General features: G+C 46.0%; 10 protein-coding genes and 2 pseudogenes. 9 read left to right on the top strand and 3 right to left on the bottom strand.

Features of this window, described 5'->3' with window-relative positions; translation table 11 throughout:
• Positions 1-19: 19 nt before the first annotated feature.
• The 7 genes from H6F74_RS08270 to H6F74_RS08240 all read left to right on the top strand — a co-directional run bounded on the left by H6F74_RS08270 (position 20) and on the right by H6F74_RS08240 (position 9,349).
• Positions 20-2,431 (top strand): BamA/TamA family outer membrane protein, encoded by a 2,412-nt coding sequence (locus H6F74_RS08270; protein ID WP_190438990.1) that lies wholly within the window; start codon positions 20-22, stop codon positions 2,429-2,431.
• Positions 2,432-2,582: 151 nt separating this feature from the next.
• Positions 2,583-3,434, top strand: a complete 852-nt coding sequence (lpxC, locus tag H6F74_RS08265; protein ID WP_190438976.1) for a UDP-3-O-acyl-N-acetylglucosamine deacetylase — start codon at positions 2,583-2,585, stop codon at positions 3,432-3,434.
• A gap of 111 nt (positions 3,435-3,545) precedes the next feature.
• The gene (gene fabZ, locus H6F74_RS08260) at positions 3,546-4,088 is read left to right on the top strand and encodes a 3-hydroxyacyl-ACP dehydratase FabZ (protein WP_190438973.1); all 543 of its coding nucleotides are present in this window, start codon (positions 3,546-3,548) and stop codon (positions 4,086-4,088) included.
• Positions 4,089-4,170: 82 nt separating this feature from the next.
• Positions 4,171-4,965 (top strand): acyl-ACP--UDP-N-acetylglucosamine O-acyltransferase, encoded by a 795-nt coding sequence (lpxA, locus tag H6F74_RS08255; RefSeq protein WP_190438970.1) that lies wholly within the window; start codon positions 4,171-4,173, stop codon positions 4,963-4,965.
• Between the two features lie 64 nt (positions 4,966-5,029).
• Positions 5,030-6,181, top strand: a complete 1,152-nt coding sequence (gene lpxB / locus H6F74_RS08250) for a lipid-A-disaccharide synthase (RefSeq protein ID WP_190438960.1) — start codon at positions 5,030-5,032, stop codon at positions 6,179-6,181.
• A 73-nt stretch (positions 6,182-6,254) separates the two neighbouring features.
• Complete coding sequence (locus H6F74_RS08245) at positions 6,255-6,659, top strand: glycosyltransferase (protein WP_277875779.1); 405 nt, start codon at positions 6,255-6,257, stop codon at positions 6,657-6,659.
• Positions 6,660-6,919: 260 nt separating this feature from the next.
• A complete protein-coding gene (locus tag H6F74_RS08240; RefSeq protein ID WP_190438958.1) occupies positions 6,920-9,349 on the top strand; it encodes a PAS domain S-box protein in 2,430 nt (809 codons plus the stop codon).
• 73 nt (positions 9,350-9,422) lie between these two features.
• On the opposite strand, the gene H6F74_RS08235 is transcribed toward H6F74_RS08240, so the two are convergent.
• The 3 genes from H6F74_RS08235 to H6F74_RS08225 all read right to left on the bottom strand — a co-directional run bounded on the left by H6F74_RS08235 (position 9,423) and on the right by H6F74_RS08225 (position 21,307).
• The gene (locus H6F74_RS08235; RefSeq protein WP_190438957.1) at positions 9,423-18,926 is read right to left on the bottom strand and encodes a CHAT domain-containing protein; all 9,504 of its coding nucleotides are present in this window, start codon (positions 18,924-18,926) and stop codon (positions 9,423-9,425) included.
• Positions 18,927-19,184: 258 nt separating this feature from the next.
• Entirely contained in the window at positions 19,185-20,630 is a 1,446-nt protein-coding gene (locus tag H6F74_RS08230) for an ATP-binding protein (RefSeq protein ID WP_190438956.1), read from the bottom strand.
• Positions 20,627-21,307, bottom strand: a complete 681-nt coding sequence (locus H6F74_RS08225; protein ID WP_190438954.1) for a winged helix-turn-helix domain-containing protein — start codon at positions 21,305-21,307, stop codon at positions 20,627-20,629. The genes H6F74_RS08230 and H6F74_RS08225 overlap by 4 nt, the downstream gene beginning before the upstream one ends.
• 175 nt (positions 21,308-21,482) lie before the next feature.
• Here H6F74_RS08225 and H6F74_RS08220 point away from each other — a divergent pair.
• Both H6F74_RS08220 and H6F74_RS30910 read left to right on the top strand, forming a co-directional pair.
• Positions 21,483-21,839, top strand: a pseudogene (locus tag H6F74_RS08220) (Uma2 family endonuclease); the annotation flags it as partial.
• Between the two features lie 40 nt (positions 21,840-21,879).
• A pseudogene (locus tag H6F74_RS30910) lies at positions 21,880-21,953 on the top strand (IS1 family transposase); the annotation flags it as partial.

Below are 21,953 nucleotides of genomic sequence, written 5' to 3'. Positions count from 1 at the left end.
GTCGAAAAAAGGTAATCAAATGCGCTTATCTCCTTTCTTATTGGCAGTTTTTGCTGCCTCATCTGCCTTTGGTTTATCATTCCCTGCTAGGGGAGATGCAAAGTCTACGCCGGAAGCTCCCAAACCAGCTGCTTTGTCCGCTGATTTCAATACTCAGACAGCAGCTAATAGCGATGCTGCTGTTGGCACCACAACGCTGAACGCTGTTTCTCAACCTGTTGGCGATGTAATAGCCACCGTAAGTCCCCCAGAGACGATGGGAGCTAAGAGCGATAGCGATGCTGCTGTTGGCACCGCAACGCTTGGCGCTGTTCCTCAACCTGTTGGCAATGTAATAGTCCCCGTAAGCCCCCCAGAGACGATAGGAGCTGTTGAGTCGCCCCAAAAATTGCCCGTACTCAGCCAGACCCCTATAACCCCAAACCCAGCCCCCACGCCTGCAACAGAGCCAGTGACTCCAGAACGAGGCACCGAATCGTTACCGCAACAAGAGACACCGAATCGAATTGAATTCGATCTCACGCCAGGAGCGCCTTCACAGCCCAATATCGATGTGCCTGCGCCCCCACCAACTGTGGAACCTGCTCCCACCCCTGAAAATATTCAACCTTCTCCTGCGCCAGTCCCCGATTTGCCAGAAGCGCGAGTGCTGGTTGGTGAAGTCGTAGTTAGCGGCGTCGAAGGAGAACTGGAAAACGAAGTCTATGAGGCAATTAACACCCGCCCTGGACGGACTGCCACCCGCAGCCAGTTACAGGAAGATGTGAATGCCATCTATGCTACAGGCTTTTTCAGTAACGTCACAGTAGAGCCAGAGGATACACCTTTGGGCGTGCGCGTCACCTTTTTGGTGGAGCCTAACCCGGTGCTGCGAAGCGTAGTAGTTACTCCTGTGCCTGCTGAACAACCCAGTCGTGCCGTACCTCAAAAAGTTATAGATGACATCTTCGGGCCTCAGTATGGCACCACCCTTAACCTCCGCCGCTTTCAAGAAGCTGTTAAAAGATTAAACCAGTGGTACAAAGAAAACGGTTATGACCTAGCACAGGTGGTTGCCGCACCCCAGATTGGTGAAGATGGCACAGTACGTCTAGATGTAGCAGAAGGGCTAATTGAAGATATACAAGTCCGCTATATCAACAAGGAAGGTGAGACAACTAACGAGGAAGGGGGCCCTATCCGCGGTCGTACCCGCGAATTCATTATTACGCGAGAGCTGGAGTTGGAAGCTGGGGAGGTTTTTAACCGGAAGACTGCCGAACAGGATCTGCGACGAGTCTTTCGCTTAGGCATCTTTGAAGATGTGCGGCTTTCGTTCGCTCCCGGTAAAGATCCGCGCCGAGTGGTTGTCAATGTGGACGTAATTGAAAAGAATACCGGATCTATCGCAGCAGGTGCCGGTATTAGTTCTGCTAGCGGGTTATTTGGCACGATCAGCTATCAAGAACAAAATCTGGGTGGCAATAACCAGAAACTGGGGGCAGAGTTGCAGGTAGGTCAGCGGGAGGTGTTGTTTGATGTCAACTTCACAGATCCTTGGATTGCTGGCGATCCCTACCGCACTTCCTACACGGTTAATGGGTTCAGACGGCGGTCGATTTCGCTGATTTTTGATGGCGGTGAAAACGATATTGAATTGCCTAATGGCGATCGCCCGCGCATTCTAAGACTCGGCGGCGGTGTCACCTTTACTCGTCCTCTAAACAGAAATCCCCTTGCCACTTCTGAATGGGTAGGCAGTTTGGGCTTGCAGTATCAACGGGTTTCGATCCGCGATGCCGATGGCGACCTTAGCCCAGAGGATGAAAGAGGCAACGATCTGAGTTTTAGCGGAGAAGGCAAAGACGACATATTTAGCGTTCAGCTGGGATTAGTACGCGATCGCCGCAATAACCCTCTGCAACCCACCGCTGGGTCGCTGCTGCGGTTAGGCGTTGAGCAGACTATCCCTGTAGGACTCGGCAACATCTTCCTAAATCGTCTGCGGGGTAGCTACAGCTACTACATTCCAGTTAGATACACTAACTTTGCCCAAGGCGCACAAGCTCTCGCTTTTAACGTTCAAGCGGGGACAGCAATCGGCGATTTACCTCCCTATGAAGCTTTTTCCCTCGGCGGTAGTAACTCTGTGCGGGGTTTTGAAGAAGGGGATGTTGGCAGCGGTCGCAGTTTTATCCAAGCAACCGCAGAATATCGATTCCCGATTTTCTCGATTGTCGGCGGCGCTTTGTTTGTCGATATAGGAACTGACTTGGGTACTGGTGGTAGCGTCCCTGGAGACCCCGCTGGAGTGCGGGGCAAGCCTGGGAGCGGTATTGGTGCCGGTCTTGGTGTCCGGGTGCAATCTCCCCTAGGGCCTATTAGAATCGACTACGGTTTTAATAATGATGGTGGCAGCCGTCTCCACTTTGGGATTGGGGAGAGATTTTAATGTTGGCTAATTGCTAATGGCTAATTGCTAATTGCTAATGGCTAATTGCTAATTGCTAATTGCTAATTGCTAATTGCTAATTGCTAATTGCTAATGGCTCTTAAACAATTAGCCATTAGCCATCCTTCAACTAACAACGGACAATCGAGAAATGACAACGGACAAGCAACAAACGCTAGGGGCATCTTTTGAACTGTCTGGTATCGGTCTACACAGCGGTGTCGTGACTCATGTCCGGGTGCTACCAGCAGAGGCGGGCGAGGGGCGCTACTTTGTACGGGTGGATCTCCCAGATTCCCCGCAAATTCCCGCACGGGTGAAGGCGGTAGTCTCTACCACTCTGTCAACGGAACTGGGTGAGGGTTCAGCCCGTGTCCGGACAGTCGAACACCTGCTGTGTGCTTTAGCTGGTAGCGGTGTTGATAATGCTCGAATTGAGATTGATGGCCCGGAAGTACCGCTGTTGGATGGATCGGCGCTGGAGTGGGTGAAAGCGATTAGCCAAGTGGGAGTTGTTCCCAACTTTGAATCAAGTCCAGATTCCTCCTTTATCCTTCAAGAACCTGTTTGGGTGTATGATGGCGATGCCTTTGTTGCGGCACTGCCAGCACCCTTAACCCGATTTTCCTACGGAATTGATTTTGATTTAGCAGCGATTGGTAATCAGTGGCACAGCTGGTGTCCAGCGCAGGAAAGTTTTGCCCAAGCGATCGCGCCCGCCCGCACTTTTGGACTCGCTCACCAAATTGAGCAACTGCAAACCGCAGGTTTAATAAAAGGTGGAAGTCTAGACAATGCGCTGGTTTGCGGTTCTCAAGGTTGGATTAATCCTCCTTTGAGATTTTCAAATGAGCCAGCACGTCATAAACTTTTAGACTTAGTAGGGGATTTAAGTTTACTGGGAGATTTTCCTGTAGCACATATCCTGGCTTACAAAGCTAGCCATAACCTACACATCCAACTTGCCCAGCAGCTAGCCCAAAAAATGAATGTTAAGGGCTGAAGATGCAATTTAACTCACAACGCAGCTGGGTTGGTGAAACATACCTATGGGATGATAGGTAATTGCGCTTACACTCCTCTACTGCCCTTAGCCCCGATTCAAAATTTGCTCATGTCCACACTGATTGATGCCAATACCGCTGATACATCTGCTACGGCGGCGACCGAGAATAAAGAAGATGCTGAGAAAGTAGAAAATAGCGATCGCGTCTCGGCCCATCAAACCGTCTTCACACTCGAAGAAATTCACAAACTGCTGCCTCATCGGTATCCTTTCGCCTTAGTGGATCGGATTATCGACTACGTACCTGGAAAAAAGGCTGTAGGCATAAAAAACGTCAGCTTCAACGAACCCCATTTTCAAGGACATTTTCCAGGTCGCCCTATTATGCCGGGAGTGCTAATTGTGGAAGCAATGGCGCAAGTAGGCGGTATAGTATTAACCCAACTACCAGATATTGAAAGCGGCTTATTTATGTTCGCAGGCATTGATAAAGTCCGCTTCCGTCGTCCTGTAGTACCGGGCGACCAGCTACTGATGACAGCGGAACTGCTGTGTGTCAAGCGTCGTCGTTTTGGAAAGATGCAAGCTCGTGCCGAAGTTAACGGTCAATTAGTTACCGAAGGCGAGCTAATGTTTTCCCTTGTGGACTAAAACAAAAGCAAAAGTAAAAAGGTAAAAGGCAAAAGAAAGAACCTTTTCCTTTTTTCTTTTTTCTTTTTACTTTTTACTTTTTATGAAAACACTAATTCATCCCACTGCTGTAATTCACCCTGATGCCCAACTACACCCTAGTGTCCAAGTTGGTGCTTATGCGGTAATTGGGGAGCAAGTAAAGGTAGGCTCCGACACCGTAATTGGCGCTCATGTGGTGTTAGATGGGCTAACAGAAATTGGCTCCCAAAATAAAATTTTTCCTGGGGCGGCAATTGGCTTAGAACCCCAAGACCTCAAGTATCAAGGTGCAGCCAGTTGGGTAAAAATTGGCGACAGAAACACTATTCGGGAGTATGTCACAATTAATCGGGCAACTGGCGCAGGTGAAGCCACAGTAATTGGCAATGGCAATTTGTTAATGGCTTATGTCCATGTGGCTCATAATTGCGTAATTGAAGATAACGTCATAATTTCCAATGCTTTAGCAATGGCTGGACACGTCCATATTGAGTCGCGGGCGGTGATTGGTGGTGCTGTAGGTATTCATCAATTTGTTCGCGTCGGACGAATGGCAATGCTTGGTGGGATGAGTCGCATTGACCGGGATGTACCGCCTTATCTGTTGGTAGAAGGAAGTCCGTCACGAGTACGAAGTCTCAATTTGGTTGGCATCAAACGCGCAGGTTTAAGCATGACTGACTTGGGATACTTAAAGAAAGCTTTCCGGATTCTCTACCGTTCAGGATTACCCCTAAGTGAAGCTTTAGAACAGCTGGATTTACTTCCCGATAACGAACATTTACAGCACCTGCGTAGCTTTTTGCAACTTTCTCAATCTGAAGGACGGCGAGGGCCAATTCCTGGGAAAGGTTAATGGCTAATGGCTAATAGCTAATGGTAATAAATTAGCAATCATTCAATTAGCAATTACTAAATTAATGCGTATATTTATTAGCACTGGCGAAGTTTCTGGGGATTTGCAGGGGGCGCTGCTGATTGAAGGACTTTATCGGCAAGCTGCTGCTGCTGGTATAAAGTTAGACATTGTTGCCTTGGGAGGCGATCGCATGGCGGCTACTGGTGCTACCATGCTGGCAAATACCAGCGGCATTGGTTCAATGGGGCTTTTGGAATCTCTGCCTTTTGTGTTGCCTACTTTACAAGTCCAGCGTCGCGCTAAACAATATCTGCAAGCTAGTCCGCCGGATTTGGTAGTCTTGATTGACTACATGGGGTCAAATTTGAGCTTTGGTAGCTATATCAAACGTCGGTTGCCATCCGTGCCAGTGGTGTATTATATTTCGCCGCAGGTGTGGGTTTGGTCGCCTTTTCCCCAGGATACGAAGCGAATCATCGAAATAAGCGATCGCTTACTGGCAATTTTTCCGGGGGAAGCTACTTATTTCCAAAAAAGAGGTGCATCTGTAGCTTTAGTAGGGCATCCTCTGGTAGATAGAATGGCTACCGCACCTAGTAGGGAAGAGGCGCGAAAAGCTTTGGGAATTGGGTCAGAACAGACGGCGATCGCGTTAATTCCTGCCTCGCGTCCTCAAGAATTAAAATACTTGATGCCAGTAATTTTTGAGGCTGCTAAAGCTATTCAGGACAAGTTACCGCAAGTTCATTTCTGGATTCCTTTGTCGCTGGAAGCTTATCGGCAAAAAATAGAAGCGGCGATTCAGAAATATGATTTAAACGCGACTCTAGTATCAGAAAAAACGCAGCAAGTGCTGGCTGCTGTTGACTTGGCAATTACTAAGTCTGGGACTGTAAATTTAGAACTTGCACTATTAAATGTTCCGCAGGTAGTTATTTATCGCCTTAGTGCATTAACTTACTTGATTGCCCGCCTGTTCAAATTTTCTATTCCCTTTATGTCGCCGCCCAATTTGGTGCTGATGCGGTCAATTGTACCGGAGTTGCTGCAAGAACAAGCTACGTCAGAAAATATTGTGGATGTTGCTTTAGAAATACTTTTCAATTCCGAACGCCGAGAGCAAATTTTGGCAGACTATCAAGAGATGCGTCGTTCTTTAGGGGAAGTTGGAGTATGCGATCGCGCTGCTAAAGAAATTCTCCAGTTACTTTAATTTCTCTTTCCTACTCTCTGACTGGAAGGAAATACGGTTCATTGAAGAGGATGTCTGAGAATCAAAAGTTAGCTTGATCCCCCCAGCCCCCCTTCCCTGTCCTTGCATTGACCATCTGCCACCTGCTCAACACCCTTGGTTTTATAATTCGCAGCGGTTCAGGCTGAATGTTACTAGAGCTGATATGATTCGGGCTGGTTATTCTCCCAGCCTGCGGTTATTTGAGGCGGCGGCGTGTGGAACTCCGATTATTAGCGATCGCTTCTTTGGACTCGACACGATTTTTGAGTTTGGCACAGAAATTCTGATTGCCGATCGAAGTGATGATATTTTGCAATATCTCCAAGAAATACCGGAAAATGAAAGAATTGCTATAGGCGATCGCGCTCGTACCCGTGTTTTATCACAACATACTGCCGCGCATCGTGCTGCCCAGCTGGAAGGATACATTTTGCAGCTGGCAACATCCTTAACTTAATGAAAGCTTCATATATATATTAATTCTTTAAAGAAATTTATACTTTTTTTGAAGAATTTCCGGATTCTTAGAAAGTGCCTCAACTGGTGCCTATGTCTGGAATTTGTTTTATAATAAATTAAGCAATCAGGGAATTTTTATTAGCAAAAATATAAACACGACGATAGGAGATTTGTTGATCTACCTATAGATATATTTAATTTTTTTTTAATTATGATTTATCTTGGAAAAATGCTGTAAACGTTCGGTTATAAAATCTGATGGCAAACCAGCAAGCAAGGTTTGGAGCGTTTCAAGACTTCACGGGACATCAAGGAGGCAAAGAGACACTGAGACTGTATGACCGAGCGATGGCAGCAACCAGTTGCGGCATTACGATCAGCGATGCGATCCAACCGCATAATCCGATAATCTATTGCAATCCCGCTTTTGAGCGAATAACAGGCTATTCAGCCGCCGAAGTGCTGGGACGCAACTGCCGATTTTTGCAAGGGCCAGATACCGATCCAGCAGCTGTTGAGCAAATTCGCCAAGCTTTGCGGACGGGGGAAGGATGCGTGGTAGTTCTGAAGAATTATCGGAAGGATGGAACGCCTTTCTGGAATGAACTGACCATTTCTCCGGTGTGCGACGATGAAGGGCGCATAACTCAATTTATTGGGGTTCAGACGGATATTACAGAGCGGAAGCAGGCTCAAGAGAGAGAGCGAGAAAGCGAGGCGAGACTGCGACTGACTCTGAATGCGGCAAACATGGGGGTTTGGGAATGGGATCTGCGGACTGAGGAGGTAAGCGGCTCTCCAGAAGTGGAATCTCTTTTTGGGATTGCTTCTGGTTCCCGTGCTAAAACTTATGAGGATTATCTCAAGTGCGTTCATCCTGATGATTGCTACCGCGTAGCGTTGGAAATGGCTCGCGTCGTCAAGGAGGGAGGAAACTTAAATTCGGAATATCGCATCATCACCCCTGAAAACACGGTGCGCTGGGTTGTGAGTATGGGTTCCGTGTGGCGCGATGAGAGGGGTGAGGGGGTGCGGCTGATGGGAACGGTGATGGATATCACCGAGCGCAAACTTGCCGAGGAAGCATCGCGACAGCAATTTTTGCGAGAAAGATTGGTAGGAGCGATCGCTAAACGCATCCGCGCCTCTCTGAATCTAGAAGAAGTCCTCAACACTACTGTCGAGGAAGTGCGAACTTTGCTAGCGACAGACAGAGTGCTAATTTACCGTCTGGAGCCTGATGGGGACGGGGTTGTAGCGGTGGAATCTGTCGGTGAGGATTGGATGCCAATTTTGGGAACCAACATCAAAGATCCCTGTTTTGCAAAAAACTGCGTTTCACCATACCAACAAGGCCAAGTTCGCGCAATTGACGATATTTACACAGCTGGTATTCAGCAATGTCACGTTGATTTACTGGCGAAGTTTCAGGTGAAAGCAAATTTGGTGGTTCCAATTTTGCAAGGGGAACACTTGTGGGGATTGCTAATTGCTCATCATTGCAGCGAATCTCGGAAATGGCAAGAATCGGAAGTGATGTTGCTAAAACAGTTGAGCGTGCAACTAGCGATCGCTATTGGACAATCAACTCTGTTTCAACAGTTATCGACTGAACTGGTCGAACGCAAAGCTGCTGAAGCTGCATTGCGCCAATCAGAAACCCAGCTAAAACAACAAGCAACCCAGCTAAAACAAACTTTGCATGAGCTGAAACAAACTCAAGCTCAACTAATTCAGAGCGAAAAAATGTCCAGTTTGGGGCAATTAGTCGCTGGTGTCGCCCATGAAATTAATAATCCAGTTTCATTCATTTATGGAAATTTGGCACCTGCCAGTCAGTACGCCAAAGATTTACTGAATCTATTGAAACTCTATCAAAAGTACCTGCCAAAACCACCAGAAGAAATTCAAGAAGAAGCTGATGCTATTGAATTGGACTTCTTAATTGAAGATTTACCAAAATTATTAGCTTCTATGAAAATGGGAGCAGACCGCATCCGCGATTTGGTACTGAGTTTAAGAAACTTCTCCCGCCACGATCAAGCCCAGAAAAAACCAGTTGATATTCACGAAGGCATAGACAATACCATATTGATTTTGCAGCATCGTTTAAAAGAAGAATGCTCCCGTCCCCCCATTCAAATTATTAAAGAATACGGCGACTTGCCAGAGGTGGATTGCTACGCAGGGCAACTCAACCAGGTGTTTATGAATTTAATCAGTAATGCGATTGATGCCCTGGAAGAATATAATTCTAAGCGATCGCTTGAAGAAATAAATCGCGATCGCAGCAAGATTACCATTAGCACATCCTTGAAGAATGAACAAGGAAGTATAAAAAATGACTTTGATTTCATTAATCCTTCGCTTGTAAACCTTGCTCCTTCCTCTGTTATCATCCGGATTTCCGACAATGGCCCCGGCATTCCAGAAGCAATTCAACAACGAATCTTTGACCCCTTCTTTACCACTAAACCCGTAGGACAAGGCACTGGTTTAGGCTTGTCTATTAGCTATCAGGTTGTAGTTGAACGCCACGGCGGGCAACTAAAGTGTGTATCAACACCCGGCAAAGGAACAGAATTTATTGTAGAAATTCCGCTACAAAAAGTTGAACAGGAATCGGTACTAGGGGCATACTGCTGCCTAACATCTGTATCAGCAACACCCCAGCGCGTAGCGTCTTAAAAAACAAAGCCGTAGGTTGGGGCTTTGGAACCTCACCCAACCTACGACTAACGCTTAAAGCCATTTTGCTTTTCTACCAAGGATTACCAATCATCGTAAAAGCAGACCAGAAATAGGGATGTTGTAACTGCTTACCTTCCAGCTTGGCTAATTCGGAACCAAGAGGGATATTACCAGCAGCAGTATGTAGCTGTCCCCCTTCCAAGCGCACTTCTCCCTTCAGCATTGCTACCTGCGCCCGCCGCAGCGCCTCCGCCTTAGTTGAGGCTGTTTTCAACTCTTGATAGAAATCTGTCATCAACCCCAAAGTTCCCGCATCTGACACATACCACAGACTACCCAGCGCTGACTTGACTCCCGCTTGCACCGCTAACCCAGCAAATCCTAACTCTGCCTTGTCTTCATCTCCTACCGCCATCCGACAAGCACTCAGAACCAACAGTTCCACCGCTGGTTTTTTCCAGTCTAAATTGGGTAGTTGATCCAAACTCAGCTTGCTGTTTCCCAGCTGAATGTAGGAATTGCTTGGTGCGCCTGCTTTAAATTCGCCATGAGTAGCTAGGTGGACGATCTGGAACTGTTGTTGGCGACGCTGTGCTTTGATATTTTCTAGGGTGAAGTCCTTGTTGAGGAAAGACTTACCCGACCACAGTTTCCTAGTGATGATGTCCAACTCCAAGGGTACAGCAGGTAAGGGATCTTGGTCGGTGAATTTTGATGCTCCCATTGCTAAGACTTTGGCGTTGCGAATGTCCACATAACCCGTATCAGTTAAGCTGAAACTAGGCATCAAACCGACACTATATTTTTCAACGAGAAATTTTTGTCCATCGTGGAGGGCGGCGACGGGCAGACTTCGCAAGCCATTATCCATGATAAATGCCAGATTCTGGATGTTTTGCTTTTCTAAATCGGGTTGTATAGGTGCAATCAACCACTGATGAAGTTTTTGGGAAAAAGGTAAATAACTCTTACTATTACGTTCAGCATTGTCCCTGATAGTTACTTCGTTTCGTAATTTTTTAACCTGTGCGAGTACCTTAGCCCGCGTTGCTTCCGGAATTCGCTTGACAATGGAACCCTTAGAGGTAACTACTACCAGTTCTAATTGGTCGTTATCTTTCTCTGATTGAATGTTAGAGCTTTCTGATACCCGCGCCGGAACAAAGGTGGCATAAATGAAACTTGATTTGACACCAATTTTAGTTTCAATTCTGCCTAAAATTTCTCTATCTTCCCCTGGGCTTCTAATTGCAGTGGTGCCAGTTTTCCCTAAATATTGGTCAAATTCAGACGTGAGGCTTCTCTCAATTTCGCCAACGTTTTTATCAATTTCAACAGTAGCATTATTGGTAGATGTACCAATTGTAGCGACTCCGGATAAAGGTAGTAGGTTTTGTCCGGGGCGGCGGGGAATAATTTGAATATTGCCTTGGCGGTAAGCAGAGGTAAACTCTTTTGATGGCAAAATCGTGTTAATTAATCCAATGCCGCTGCTAATAGCACCCGCAGTACCATTTTCTGTAGCATCACCTACAACAAAGGCAGTGTAAGCTGTGCCGCCGCCGTGGAAAATATTAATTGAACCATCTAGAATTCCTCCGGCGGTGGAAATGCTGGTAGGAAATGGGTTTCTAGCATCTGTGAAGGTGCCTGTAGCGCGGAAGAAATGGTCGGTGGTAATCGTGACAATTCCTCCTACTCCGGCGCTTCCACCTTGGGCATTAATGGAAACAACTTGAATGTCATTTATCGGGGTTCTGTCAAGTTTTTTGAGGGGATTAGATATGGTGACATTACCTCCATTGCCCAAGCTAGAACTAGAGTCTATAATCCCAGTATTTATAACGCCCAGTGTATCAACTTCGATTACAGCGCCGCCTGCTGCTCCTGTTGATGTTAAGTCTCCGGTAAGTATGTTACCGATATCGCTATTTAGCGCGATCGCTCCCCCAGTACCAGCACTAGAAGATGTGTCTATATTTGCGGTTACAATGCCCTTGGGAGCTGATGCGGTGACAGAACCGCTGCCTTTCCCAGAGGATGTTACATTGGCGCTGGTAATGGTTCCCTGTTGACTTGTCAGAGTAACTGCGCCGCCTGCGCCATTTTTGGAAGACGAATCAATGTTGCCAGTTGTGAGGTTACGCGACGAGGTTGCAGTGACTGCGCCGCCGCTGGTTCTTCCAGAAGATGTTAAATTTCCCGTTTCAATGGCACCATCTTGACTTTTTGCCGAAATTGTGCCACCAGATGAATCGATGTTTCCTGTGGCGATGTTGTCTTGCGCTGCAAGGGTGATTTCTGCGTCTTTCGAGGTAATATTGCCGCTTTGTACAGATCCTTGTTGGCTGGTGAGAGAAACTGCGCCGCCAGTACCTTTAGAAGTTGCGTCTAGATCCAACGTCTCAATGTTGTCCCGCGCTATAACCGTAATTGGGCCAGCATCAGTTTTAGACCCTGAGGTAATATTGCCAGTTTGTATGCTTCCGGAGTTGCTGGAAAGCGCGATCGCGCCACCCTTATTAGCAGAAGATGAGTCTAAAGATCCGGTATTAATAGGCCCCCTGTCGCTATTAAAGGTGATTTCCCCACCTTTCGAGGTGACATTACTGGTGCGGACTTGTGTATCCCCGTTTAAATTAACTTTGCCGCCATTGGTGCTGATATTGCCTACCTGGACATTGTTAGCAACGATATTCACACCAGCAGGCGCAGTAGTTGCGATATCCCCCGCTAAATTAGTAGTGCCACTACCACTTAATTGCGCCAAACTGGCAGCAGCAATTGCTGAATTAGCGGTTACATCCGTGGCATTTTCAATTAAGATAGCACCCAACTCTCTACCCGTTCCAGCACCCACAGTGTTACCGAATAAAATGTTTCCTGTGCCTGCAACCATCCGCAAGTCGTTATATTCGCCAGTCTCGCTATCTAGGGTGCCGTTGAACGAGATATTACCTTTACCGAAAGCACCCGTATTGAGGAAAGTATCGTCAGTCAGAGTAACATTCCCGTTAAACGTGATATCGCCATTTAAGGTAGTAACAGTACCTGACAATTTAGTTTGCAAAGCGTTGACAGTAACAGCTTGGAAAACATCGGTGTCTTTGCCTGAAAGGGTGGCATTATCACCGCCAATAATTAAGACGTCAGAATTAATAGTCAAACCTCTCAAGGCATTTGGTTTACCGACATCACCTTTAAAGATAGCTTGACCATTTACCCCAGGAGTAAGCGTCAGTAATTGAGTATTAGGAGTGAAGCCGCTGACCGACGATTCAAAGATAATCTTCCCGCCATTGCTTGCCAGTTCCACATCTTTATAAAGCCAGATCATTTTGCCCAATTGACCGAGGATAATGTCTTGTCCCTCTGTGCTAATATCTGCCCGTAAATTCGTTGTAGCAGCGTTGAGGGTGATGGAAGCATTTCCTTGGCCTGTAATCTTTCCGTTGACATCAATAGTGCCATTGGGAGATTGAATTTTTACTGGTTCATTGAAATTGGCGGCGTTGATGGTGACATTGCCACTGCCATTATCTGAACCAATGATAATGGGATTAAACCCATTCATAGCATTAATATCTGTTTGGGAAATATCTAGCGCCGAGGTGCCTTCAGATCCAGCGATCGCGATCGCTAACCCATTTGTTGCAGGTTGCAGCCTTATAGTATTGCTACCCGTAACTGTATTATCTCCTCCCTTGAAGTTAATTTCATTTCCTGTCAAAGTTAGGGAGTTGTGACCTGCTGCCCAGCTAGACTTAAAAGTAATCGTACCTCTTCCAGACGTAAGTGCGATATTTTCCGTCTGTTGCACTGGCCCTTTAAAGGTAATAGCGTCGTTGCTGGTAGTAATGTCTCCCGCAGTAATAGCTGTGCCAGAACCTTTTTGTAAAAATGCTCCCGCCAGGTTCATGTCGGCATCAGAATTAATTGTTAACTGACCCCTATTTTTGATAGTGAAACCGCCATCGCCAGAGGTATTGATAGCGCCTTGAAAGGTGAAATTATTACCAGTCAGGTTGATGCCATCTGCGGTATTAGTATTTAGAGTGCCGTTGAAAGTAGTAGTCCCCCTGCCGGAATTTTGGCGGATGCTAGAGGATGCGATCGCTTGCGTTTCTATATTATTAGCACTTGTAAAAGTCAGTTCTCCAACTTGCGCCGCACCACCTAGCTTAATATCACCCGCGCCTGCCGCCAATTCTAAATTTTTGCCTCCCTCAATAGTGCTATCAAAGCTAATATTCCCGGCACCTGTACTGAGGCTGACATTTTCTGTGAGAGTAACAGCGCTCTTAAAAGTAATGTTATCGTTAGTGGTGGTAATATTACTACCAGTAGAAACGGCACCCGCACCAGTTTGATTGAATGCTCCATCCAAGGTAAAGTCGGCGGCAGGACTAATGGTTAATTGACCACTGTTATTAATAGCAACACCGCCGTTGCCAGTAGTATTAATTGTATTCAAATTAAAAACATTTCCGGTTAGACTGATGCCATCCGCCGTATTCGTATCGAGTGCGCCCTTGAAGTTAGTAGTACCCGTACCTGCATTTTGACTGATGCTGGCAGCAGTTATAGAGTCATTGACAATGACGTTATCGGCGCTGGTAACAGTTAGTTTTCCTAAGCGAGTATTGCCTACTTTTCCACCAAAGGTAATATCTGCATTCCCTGCTGCCAAGTTCAGATCAAAAGCACCATCTAGAGTGCCGTTAAAGTTAATATTGCCGTCGGTAGTTGTAATAGTAATGCCTGTTTCTAGAGTTGTTGGGCCATTCAAATTGACGTTATTATCAGGTGCATCTGAGGTAGTAATGTCTCCTTTGAGAGTAATGCCATTCCCAGTAATATTTACACTTTTAATTTCATTTCCATTGCCAATAGCACTGACACTAACGCTACCCGTACCCGCATTAATATTCAAGCCTGCATTGTTACTACTGCGGATAGTACCAGCATTGAAAGCGATCGCGCTGTTATTTGAATTAAAATTAGTCTCTACTCCCGTCTTTATATTAAAGTTTGTTCCCGTGTAAGTTTGCTGGTTAGAGTTGTAATTTGTGCCAGTAAAGTTAATATTTTCCGTAGCAGTCAAAGCGGTGTTAATAATAACGCCAGCAATGTCAGCCACGGTGATATTGTTACCATTTATTGTTAAACTGCTTAGGGCAGCAGTACCGCCAATATCGTTAATATTAACGTCACCACTACCTGCGATAATATTCAGATTTTGAGCGCCGTTAATTGTTCCAATAATTTTGATGTCACCGCCGCCCAGAGAACCCGTGTTGAGAAAGACATTGTTACCCAGCAATACATCGTTATTAATGGTAATATTTTGGTCAGCAGTGATGATATCTGCGTTCAGAGTTGTGGCACCATTGAGGGTAATTGATGCGTCATCTATTCCGGTAATTGCTCCATCTACCGTAATCGAACCATTGGCAGCTTGAATCGTTACAGGATCTTGAAATATTACCGGATTGAGGACATTAACATTATTGCCATTATTTGCGCCAATGGTAATCGATTTAAATTTATCTTGCAATAAGGCTAACTCTGTTCCTGTAAGATCCAAAGCAGCTGTAGAATTGTCAGAGCCACCGAGAGCGATCGCTACCCCGTTTGTGGCAGGTTGCAACAACAAATCTTTCTTGCCAGATACTTCGTCTGTGAAATTTATCTCGTCTGCTGTCAGGGTGAGGTTGTTGTTATTTGCTCCCAATGTGGAGCTAAATGTAATAGTACCATTTCCCGCACTAAAAGCTATATCGCCATTACCAGGCATCGTCACCGCACCGTTAAAGCTGATATTATCATTGCTGGTGGTAATGTTCCTAGAAGTAGAAACTCTACCTGCGCCAATTTGGTTAAAGGCACCATCCAACTTCATAACCCCGGTAATGCTGAGATTGTCACTATTATCAATAGTGAAAATTCCGTTATTAGTAGTCGTAACCTGGTTATTGAAGTTAAAATCTTTGCCTGTGAGGTTAATATTACCAGCGGTATTGAGTTCGCCATTAAAAGTAGTCTTGCCTGTACCTGCAATTTGAGTAATGCTAGTAGCAGAAATAGCTTTTGTATCTACATTGCTGGCACTGGTAATACTAAAAATCCCAAGTTCGGCGTTACCTTTTAAGTTTATATTACCTAGTCCAGCAACTAATTCTAAGTTTTTGCCGCCATTTATCGGGCTGTTAAAACTTATGTCCCCTGTACCTACACCTGTATCGAATTTAACATCTCCTGTTAGCGTAACTGGACTATTAAAGCTAATACCTTCTGCGGCAAGAATATCGCTGGCGGTAAAGACTGCGCCTGTACCAATTTGTTGGAATCCTCCCCCTAAATTCATGCTGGCACCAGCCGAAAAGGTAAGTTTGCCAGTATTATCAATAGTTAAGGTTCCGGGACTGGGTTTCGTCAGGGTTCCAGTGACATCTACAGTACCGCCACTAATAAAGGTGAGATTTTGAATTGTTGGCAATTCCAGCGTCCCAATTTGGATGCTGGTAGTATTAGCTTTATTGCCAATAATTAAATTATTAGCGGTAATGTTGGCTAATTGAGCAAGAGTGAAGTTTAGCCCGGGATTAACAACTACACCTAAGCCGATAGTTGTCCCTGAAGATTTGGGTGCTAAAGTAACATCAGAACCCGTGATCGCCAACGTACCCAGATTAAATGTATCCGCAGTCAATACAATCGGATTTTGCGTTGAAGTTACAATACCACCAAAATTAATCGTGTTTGTTGTAATATTGATGCTGCCATTGGTGTTTATTCCGGCAAAGGTGCTACTGCCTGTACCTGCATTTTGAGCAAAGCTAGTAGATGCGATCGCGCCTGCATATACATCTTTAGCGCTTTGAATAGTAAATTTGTTTATTCCTGTTGCGCTAAATAAGGCAATATCACCTGTACCTGCGCTTAATTCTAAGTTTTTGCCACCGCCTGCGATCGCTCCGGTAAAAGTAATATTATTATTGCCAGTCGTAAGTTTAGCATTTCTGGTGAGGGTAACGGGACTGCTGAAACTAATTTTGTCATTGCTGGTGGTAATGTCGCCGCCAAGAGAAACTGCACCTGCGCCAATTTGTTTAAACTCCCCATCCAACTTTATGTCAGCAGCAATGCTGAAGGTGCCGCTATTGTTAACAGTAAAACTGCCAACTTGGGCATCGCTATTTAACTTAATATTACCCGATCCAGCAACTAATTCTAAGTTTTTGCCGCCGTTAATCGTACTATCAAAAACAATATCCCCTGCACCTGTACCTGTATCAAATTTGATATTTCCGGTGAGAGTAATAGCACTATTAAATTTGATGTTGTCGTTGGTAGTAGTAATGTTACCGGAAGTCGAAACTGTTCCTGAACCATTTTGGAGGAAAGCTCCATCCAAGTTCATATCGGCACCGTTTTCCATAGTAAAGGTGCCACCGTTGGTAATAGTTACAGTTCCATTATTAGTTGTAGTAATATCACCTTTTAGCGTTACATTACCACCGTTGCGAGTAATAAATACTAAATTCTTGTTTTGAGATATGAGCGGGGAGTTTGTTGTTCCCAGCACAATACCGCTAGTATTGTTGGTATCCCCGATAGTCAAAGTGCTGGCAGTAATGCTATCAAGTTGAGCGTCGGTAAAGTTGAGATTTTCAGTATTACTTTCGATACCAATAGTTTTATCTGATGTGCCTGGTTTCAGAGTGACATTAGCCGCGTGAGTAGAAGAAACAAGCGCGATCTTATCTGCACTGACAATCAAGTTCCCCAAAGGCGTAGTATTACCCACCGTATCATTAAAGTCAACTTTGCCTGTCCCCGCGCTTAATTGTAAGTTTTTACCGCCATTTATCGTGCTGTTGAAGGTAATATCAGCATTTCCAGCGTTTAGCCTTACGTTTCCTGTCAGGTTGACTGCACCAGTAAAGCTAATACTTTGGTTAGCAGTTTTGATATCTCCTGCGGTATTAACAACTCCGGCGCTAATTTGACTAAAAGCACCATCCAGATCCAAATTAGCAACAGAGCTAATATTCAGCACTGTACTATTGATAGTCAGTCCCCCTTTGAGCTTCATGGGTGCATTCAAGTTGACGGTAGAAGCGCCTAAAGTCAGCTTGTTAGCATTAGCGTTGCCACTGGCATCAACGGCATCTTGAATAGTCAGAGAATTAGTAGCTTCATATTCAACATTAGTGGTGTTGAGCATCGTTACTACTTCTGAAGGTGTAATATCGCCGCCAGTATTGGCAATGACAAAGGTTGCCGGATCTAATAATAATTGTCCAGTTAATCCATTATTAGCCCGCAAATCCACAAAACCGTCATATTTGAGGCTTAGCTTTCCCGATGTCTCCACAAAACCGCCGTTACCACTTTCAGCGCCACCACGCGCTGTAATATTCCCGTGAAACTCAGTTGTGTCGTCCGACCAAACAATTACACGTCCGCCATTACCATTAGTTATGGCATCTGCGTTAATTGTGGTTTTGCTGTCAACAAAGGTGTGATTGGCATTAGGGACTTTTCCCTTACCTTGATAGTCGCCGCCAATCAATACTGTACCGCCGCCGAGGTTGCCTGATGCGTTAATATTGGCACTGACTAAACCAACTTTTTCACCCAAAACTTGCACCGTGCCGCCAGTTCCCGATACATCGACGGCACCAGCTACAATGGCGGTACCCGGTGCTGCTGGTATGCCAGAACCGCTAATAACTACCTTTCCCTCACTGTTTACTGTGACTGCTGTGGCGTTCCCTACATTTGCACCTGTCAACAGAGTTGGTAAGTCTGCAACTGGCCCCATCCAATTCTCAGGTGTCCCGCCTGCGGTAGGGAGTGCAATTTCTAAACTCAGCAATTTTCCCGCTTCTGATATCCGTACCACCTTCTCATCGGGTACGGCTACGACGGTGATATTACCGCCTGGTGCGGACAACTTCCCGGTACTGATAACTGTGCCACCGAGTAAGGTAAGATTTTGCCCTTGTCCTACTGCAAGGTCTCCGGCGTTGATTATCGCCCCAGGCTGACTCATTGTGAAGGCAAAGCTGCTGGGCGTACCGACTAAAGCAGCGTAGTCATTGGCACCAGTGGCGTTAAACCAATTGTCACCAAAGCCAATGCCATTAGCAGTAGTGGCGGTGAAGGAAGCAGGCACGTTTAGCCTAGCGTTAGCGCCAAAAACAATGCCAGCGGGATTCATTAAGAATAGGTGGGAATTCCCGCCCGTCACCTGGATCAGACCATTAATTACCGAGGCATCGCCTCCACGTACTCTGGCCAGGATGTTCTGAATGTCTGGGTTGGAGAGAAAGTTGGCTATTTCGCCAGAATTGACACCGAACTTAGTAAAGCTGTGGAAGAGATTTGCGCGATCGCCTGAAAGGGTGCCGCCAGTGATGTCAATTTGGTTGCCATCCTGCTTAATTACAGTATTCGTGTCATTGGGTGTCGCAATAATTGTTTGGGCAGATGTGCGTACACCTACAACCGCCCAAAGCAACGTCCAAGCTAACAGGACACCGATTCTGCTGGTAAATACTGACATCAATCTCTTCCTTACGGCTGATGAAAAATATGTGGTTAGTCTAATTCTTTAATAGAATTCTTACCCACTCCGTAATATCACAGTTGAGATAAAGAAATCATCAATTAGGTCTGAAGTAGTTTAAAGACTTAACAATGATGGCAATATTGCTATACAAAAAATTCACAACTCGAAGGCGAACGGTGATTTACATAAGTTTTTCTTAAAAAAAAGTTTATTAATATAATATAAACTAATTAAAAATTTACAATAAATTATTTATAACCCAACTGGTAAGGTTAGGGTAAATGCAGTCTGTCCAGATAATCTTGGGTCAAGCTTCAGGTCGCCACCGTGCGATCGCGCGATTTCCCGCGCTAGGCTCAGTCCTAATCCAATTCCCTCTACTTTGCGCGTCCGGGCTGGATCGCCGCGATGGAAGCGGTCAAAAATGCGATCGCGATCGCTCAATAGAATCTCTTTCGAGCAATTACTGATAGTAATCAATACAGATGCACCTTGACGACGGGCATCAATCCGAATCCAGCCGTCAGGCAAATTGTATTTAATCGCGTTGCTAATCAAGTTTTGCAAGACCTGAACAAGTAAGTCGCGATCGCCCTGCACGCGCAAACCGTCGGCAATTTCTGTTTGAATCTCTAGATGGGGTGCCAGCAGTTCTATATCTTCCAACATCTCAATTAACAAGCCAGACAAATCCACCCCAACTCGGTACAAAGCCATTTGTCCGGCATCTGCTAGGGAAAGCAGCAGAAGTTTACGCACAATCCCGCTAAGACGGCGCACTTCATCGAGCAAATTGCTTAAACCCTGTTGCACCTCTGAACCTGGTTCCGCTTGTTGCAGGGTGCGTTCCAGTTCTCCTTGCAAAATCGCCAGGGGAGTCTTGAGTTCGTGTGCAGCATCGGCGCTAAAGCGAGACGCTTGCTTAAAACTGTGTTCCAGACGTTCCAACATCTGGTTAAACACTTGAATTAATTCGACAAATTCAACATCTGTCGCACCGATGGGGACTCGTTGTTCCAACCCGCTAGCGGTGACATTGCCAATAACTTTGGTTAATCGTCGGATAGAATGCAAACTGCTGCCAGCAATTACCCATGCGCCACCCGCTACGAGCAGAAGCACCCCTGGAATTGAAATTAGGAAGATGTTGCGGATGACGACCATTTCTTGTGCGATCGCGTTTAAACTTACGGCGATCGCAACTTGAGTAAAGGGTGTTGTGACTGCACCAATCCGCCAAGTTCCCGTTGCTGTGCGCTGGGTGACGAATCGAGGCGCGGGCGGTGGTCGATCCGGCGGAGGTTGCGATCGCTCTGAAAATGGGGCTGTTTGTCGCTGGGAATGAGGTGGTGGAAAGGGCTGTAGTTGGGGGCGCGATGTCCAAAGGCTCTTGGTATCTAGATCGGCAGCCCATTCCTCGGAGCGATAAAGGACATTTCCATCTGCATCGATAACCAACATAGCGATCACTGTATTGGTTCCAAACGCACCAGGGAGAAAGCCTTCATAAGACTGCCAGCGATCGCGCGATCGCGGACGACCTGCCCGCATCAATTGACTTTCAACTTCTGCATCGAGTCGGCTTACCTTTGCCTCATAAATCAGCCACCAGGAGATTAACCCAAACCCGACGATGGCACTCCCTGCAAGAACAGCAGACAATAGAGCAATCCGGATACGGAAGGAACGCAACTTCACTGTTGATCTGATTGCCGAAAACGATAGCCAACGCCGCGAATGCTTTCAATCCAACCCGCGCCACCGATGGAGTCAATTTTTTTGCGAATGCGTTGAACGCACACATCTACTACGTTGGTATTGGGATTGAAATCATAGCCCCAGATGTGTTCTAAGATTTGCGTGCGGGTGAAGACTCGTCCAGGCGATCGCATCAGATATTCCAAGAGGTTAAACTCGCGGGTGGTGAGTTCAACTATATGTTGATTGCAAGTAGCTTCTCGCGTGATGCGATCGAGCTTGATGGGGCCAACACAGACTAAATTTTGGCGATTGCCCGCACTCCGACGCACAACCGCATGAATGCGGGCAACGAGTTCTTCAACGAAAAATGGTTTCGCTATATAGTCGTCAGCACCCAAATTTAACCCCTCAAGTCGGTCATCCAATTCATTACGAGCAGTCAGCAAAATTATCGGCACATTCTGTCCTTTTCGGCGCAGGTTTTTGAGGATGGACAAACCATCTTTTCCCGGCACCATGATGTCAAGTACAAGCGCGTCATACTCGTTATCCAAGGCGCGAGTATAGCCCTCATCTCCGTTGTCACAATAATCGACAACAAATCCTTGTTCCTTCAATCCAGCTTGGACAAAGTTGGCAATTTTTGCTTCATCTTCAACAAACAAAATATGCACGGGTTTCTCATGCGATTGGACGGCTTGCGAGGTTTATTCAGTTTAACTAAATGATTCGTGAAGGCGAGATACGCGACTTCTCCAAGAAGTCGCGTATCTGAACCGCTGGCATCTCACAATAGCCGATATGATCGGAGGATGACCCGGCAAGAAACCCGACTCCAAAACGCAAGCAATGGTCAAAACACCTCCTCATCAAAAACCTTTGCCAATTCCACTGCTCGAAAGTGGCGATCGCTTAAATCGCTATGAATTTGAGCGACGCTATAATGCCATGCCTCATCTCAGGAAGGCTGAACTGATTGAAGGAGTTGTCTACGTGCCTGGTGCCAGGGGTTTTAGAAGTCATGCTCAACCTCACGGAAATTTGATTGGTTGCCTGGGCAATTACACAGTTGCAACACCGGGTATTGAGTTGGGAATTGAACCCAGTGTTCGTTTAGATTTGGACAATGAACCCCAACCCGATGCGGTGTTGATGATTGAGGAACAAGCTGGAGGTCAGGCGCGGCTGAGTGAGGATGATTATATAGGGCGTTGCATAATAAGGGTATGAATTAGGGGAAATCGCCATGCAATGTCCTGAGTGTGGCTCCTCCCATGTCCGGAAGAATGGGAAGAACAAAGGTAAGCAAAATCACATCTG

The sequence above is a fragment of the Trichocoleus sp. FACHB-90 genome, from assembly GCF_014695505.1.
GTDB classification, from domain to species: Bacteria; Cyanobacteriota; Cyanobacteriia; order Cyanobacteriales; family FACHB-T130; genus Funiculus; species Funiculus sociatus.
The sequence above is the reverse complement of the archived record's forward strand: the minus strand, read 5'-3'. Positions and strand labels throughout refer to the sequence as shown.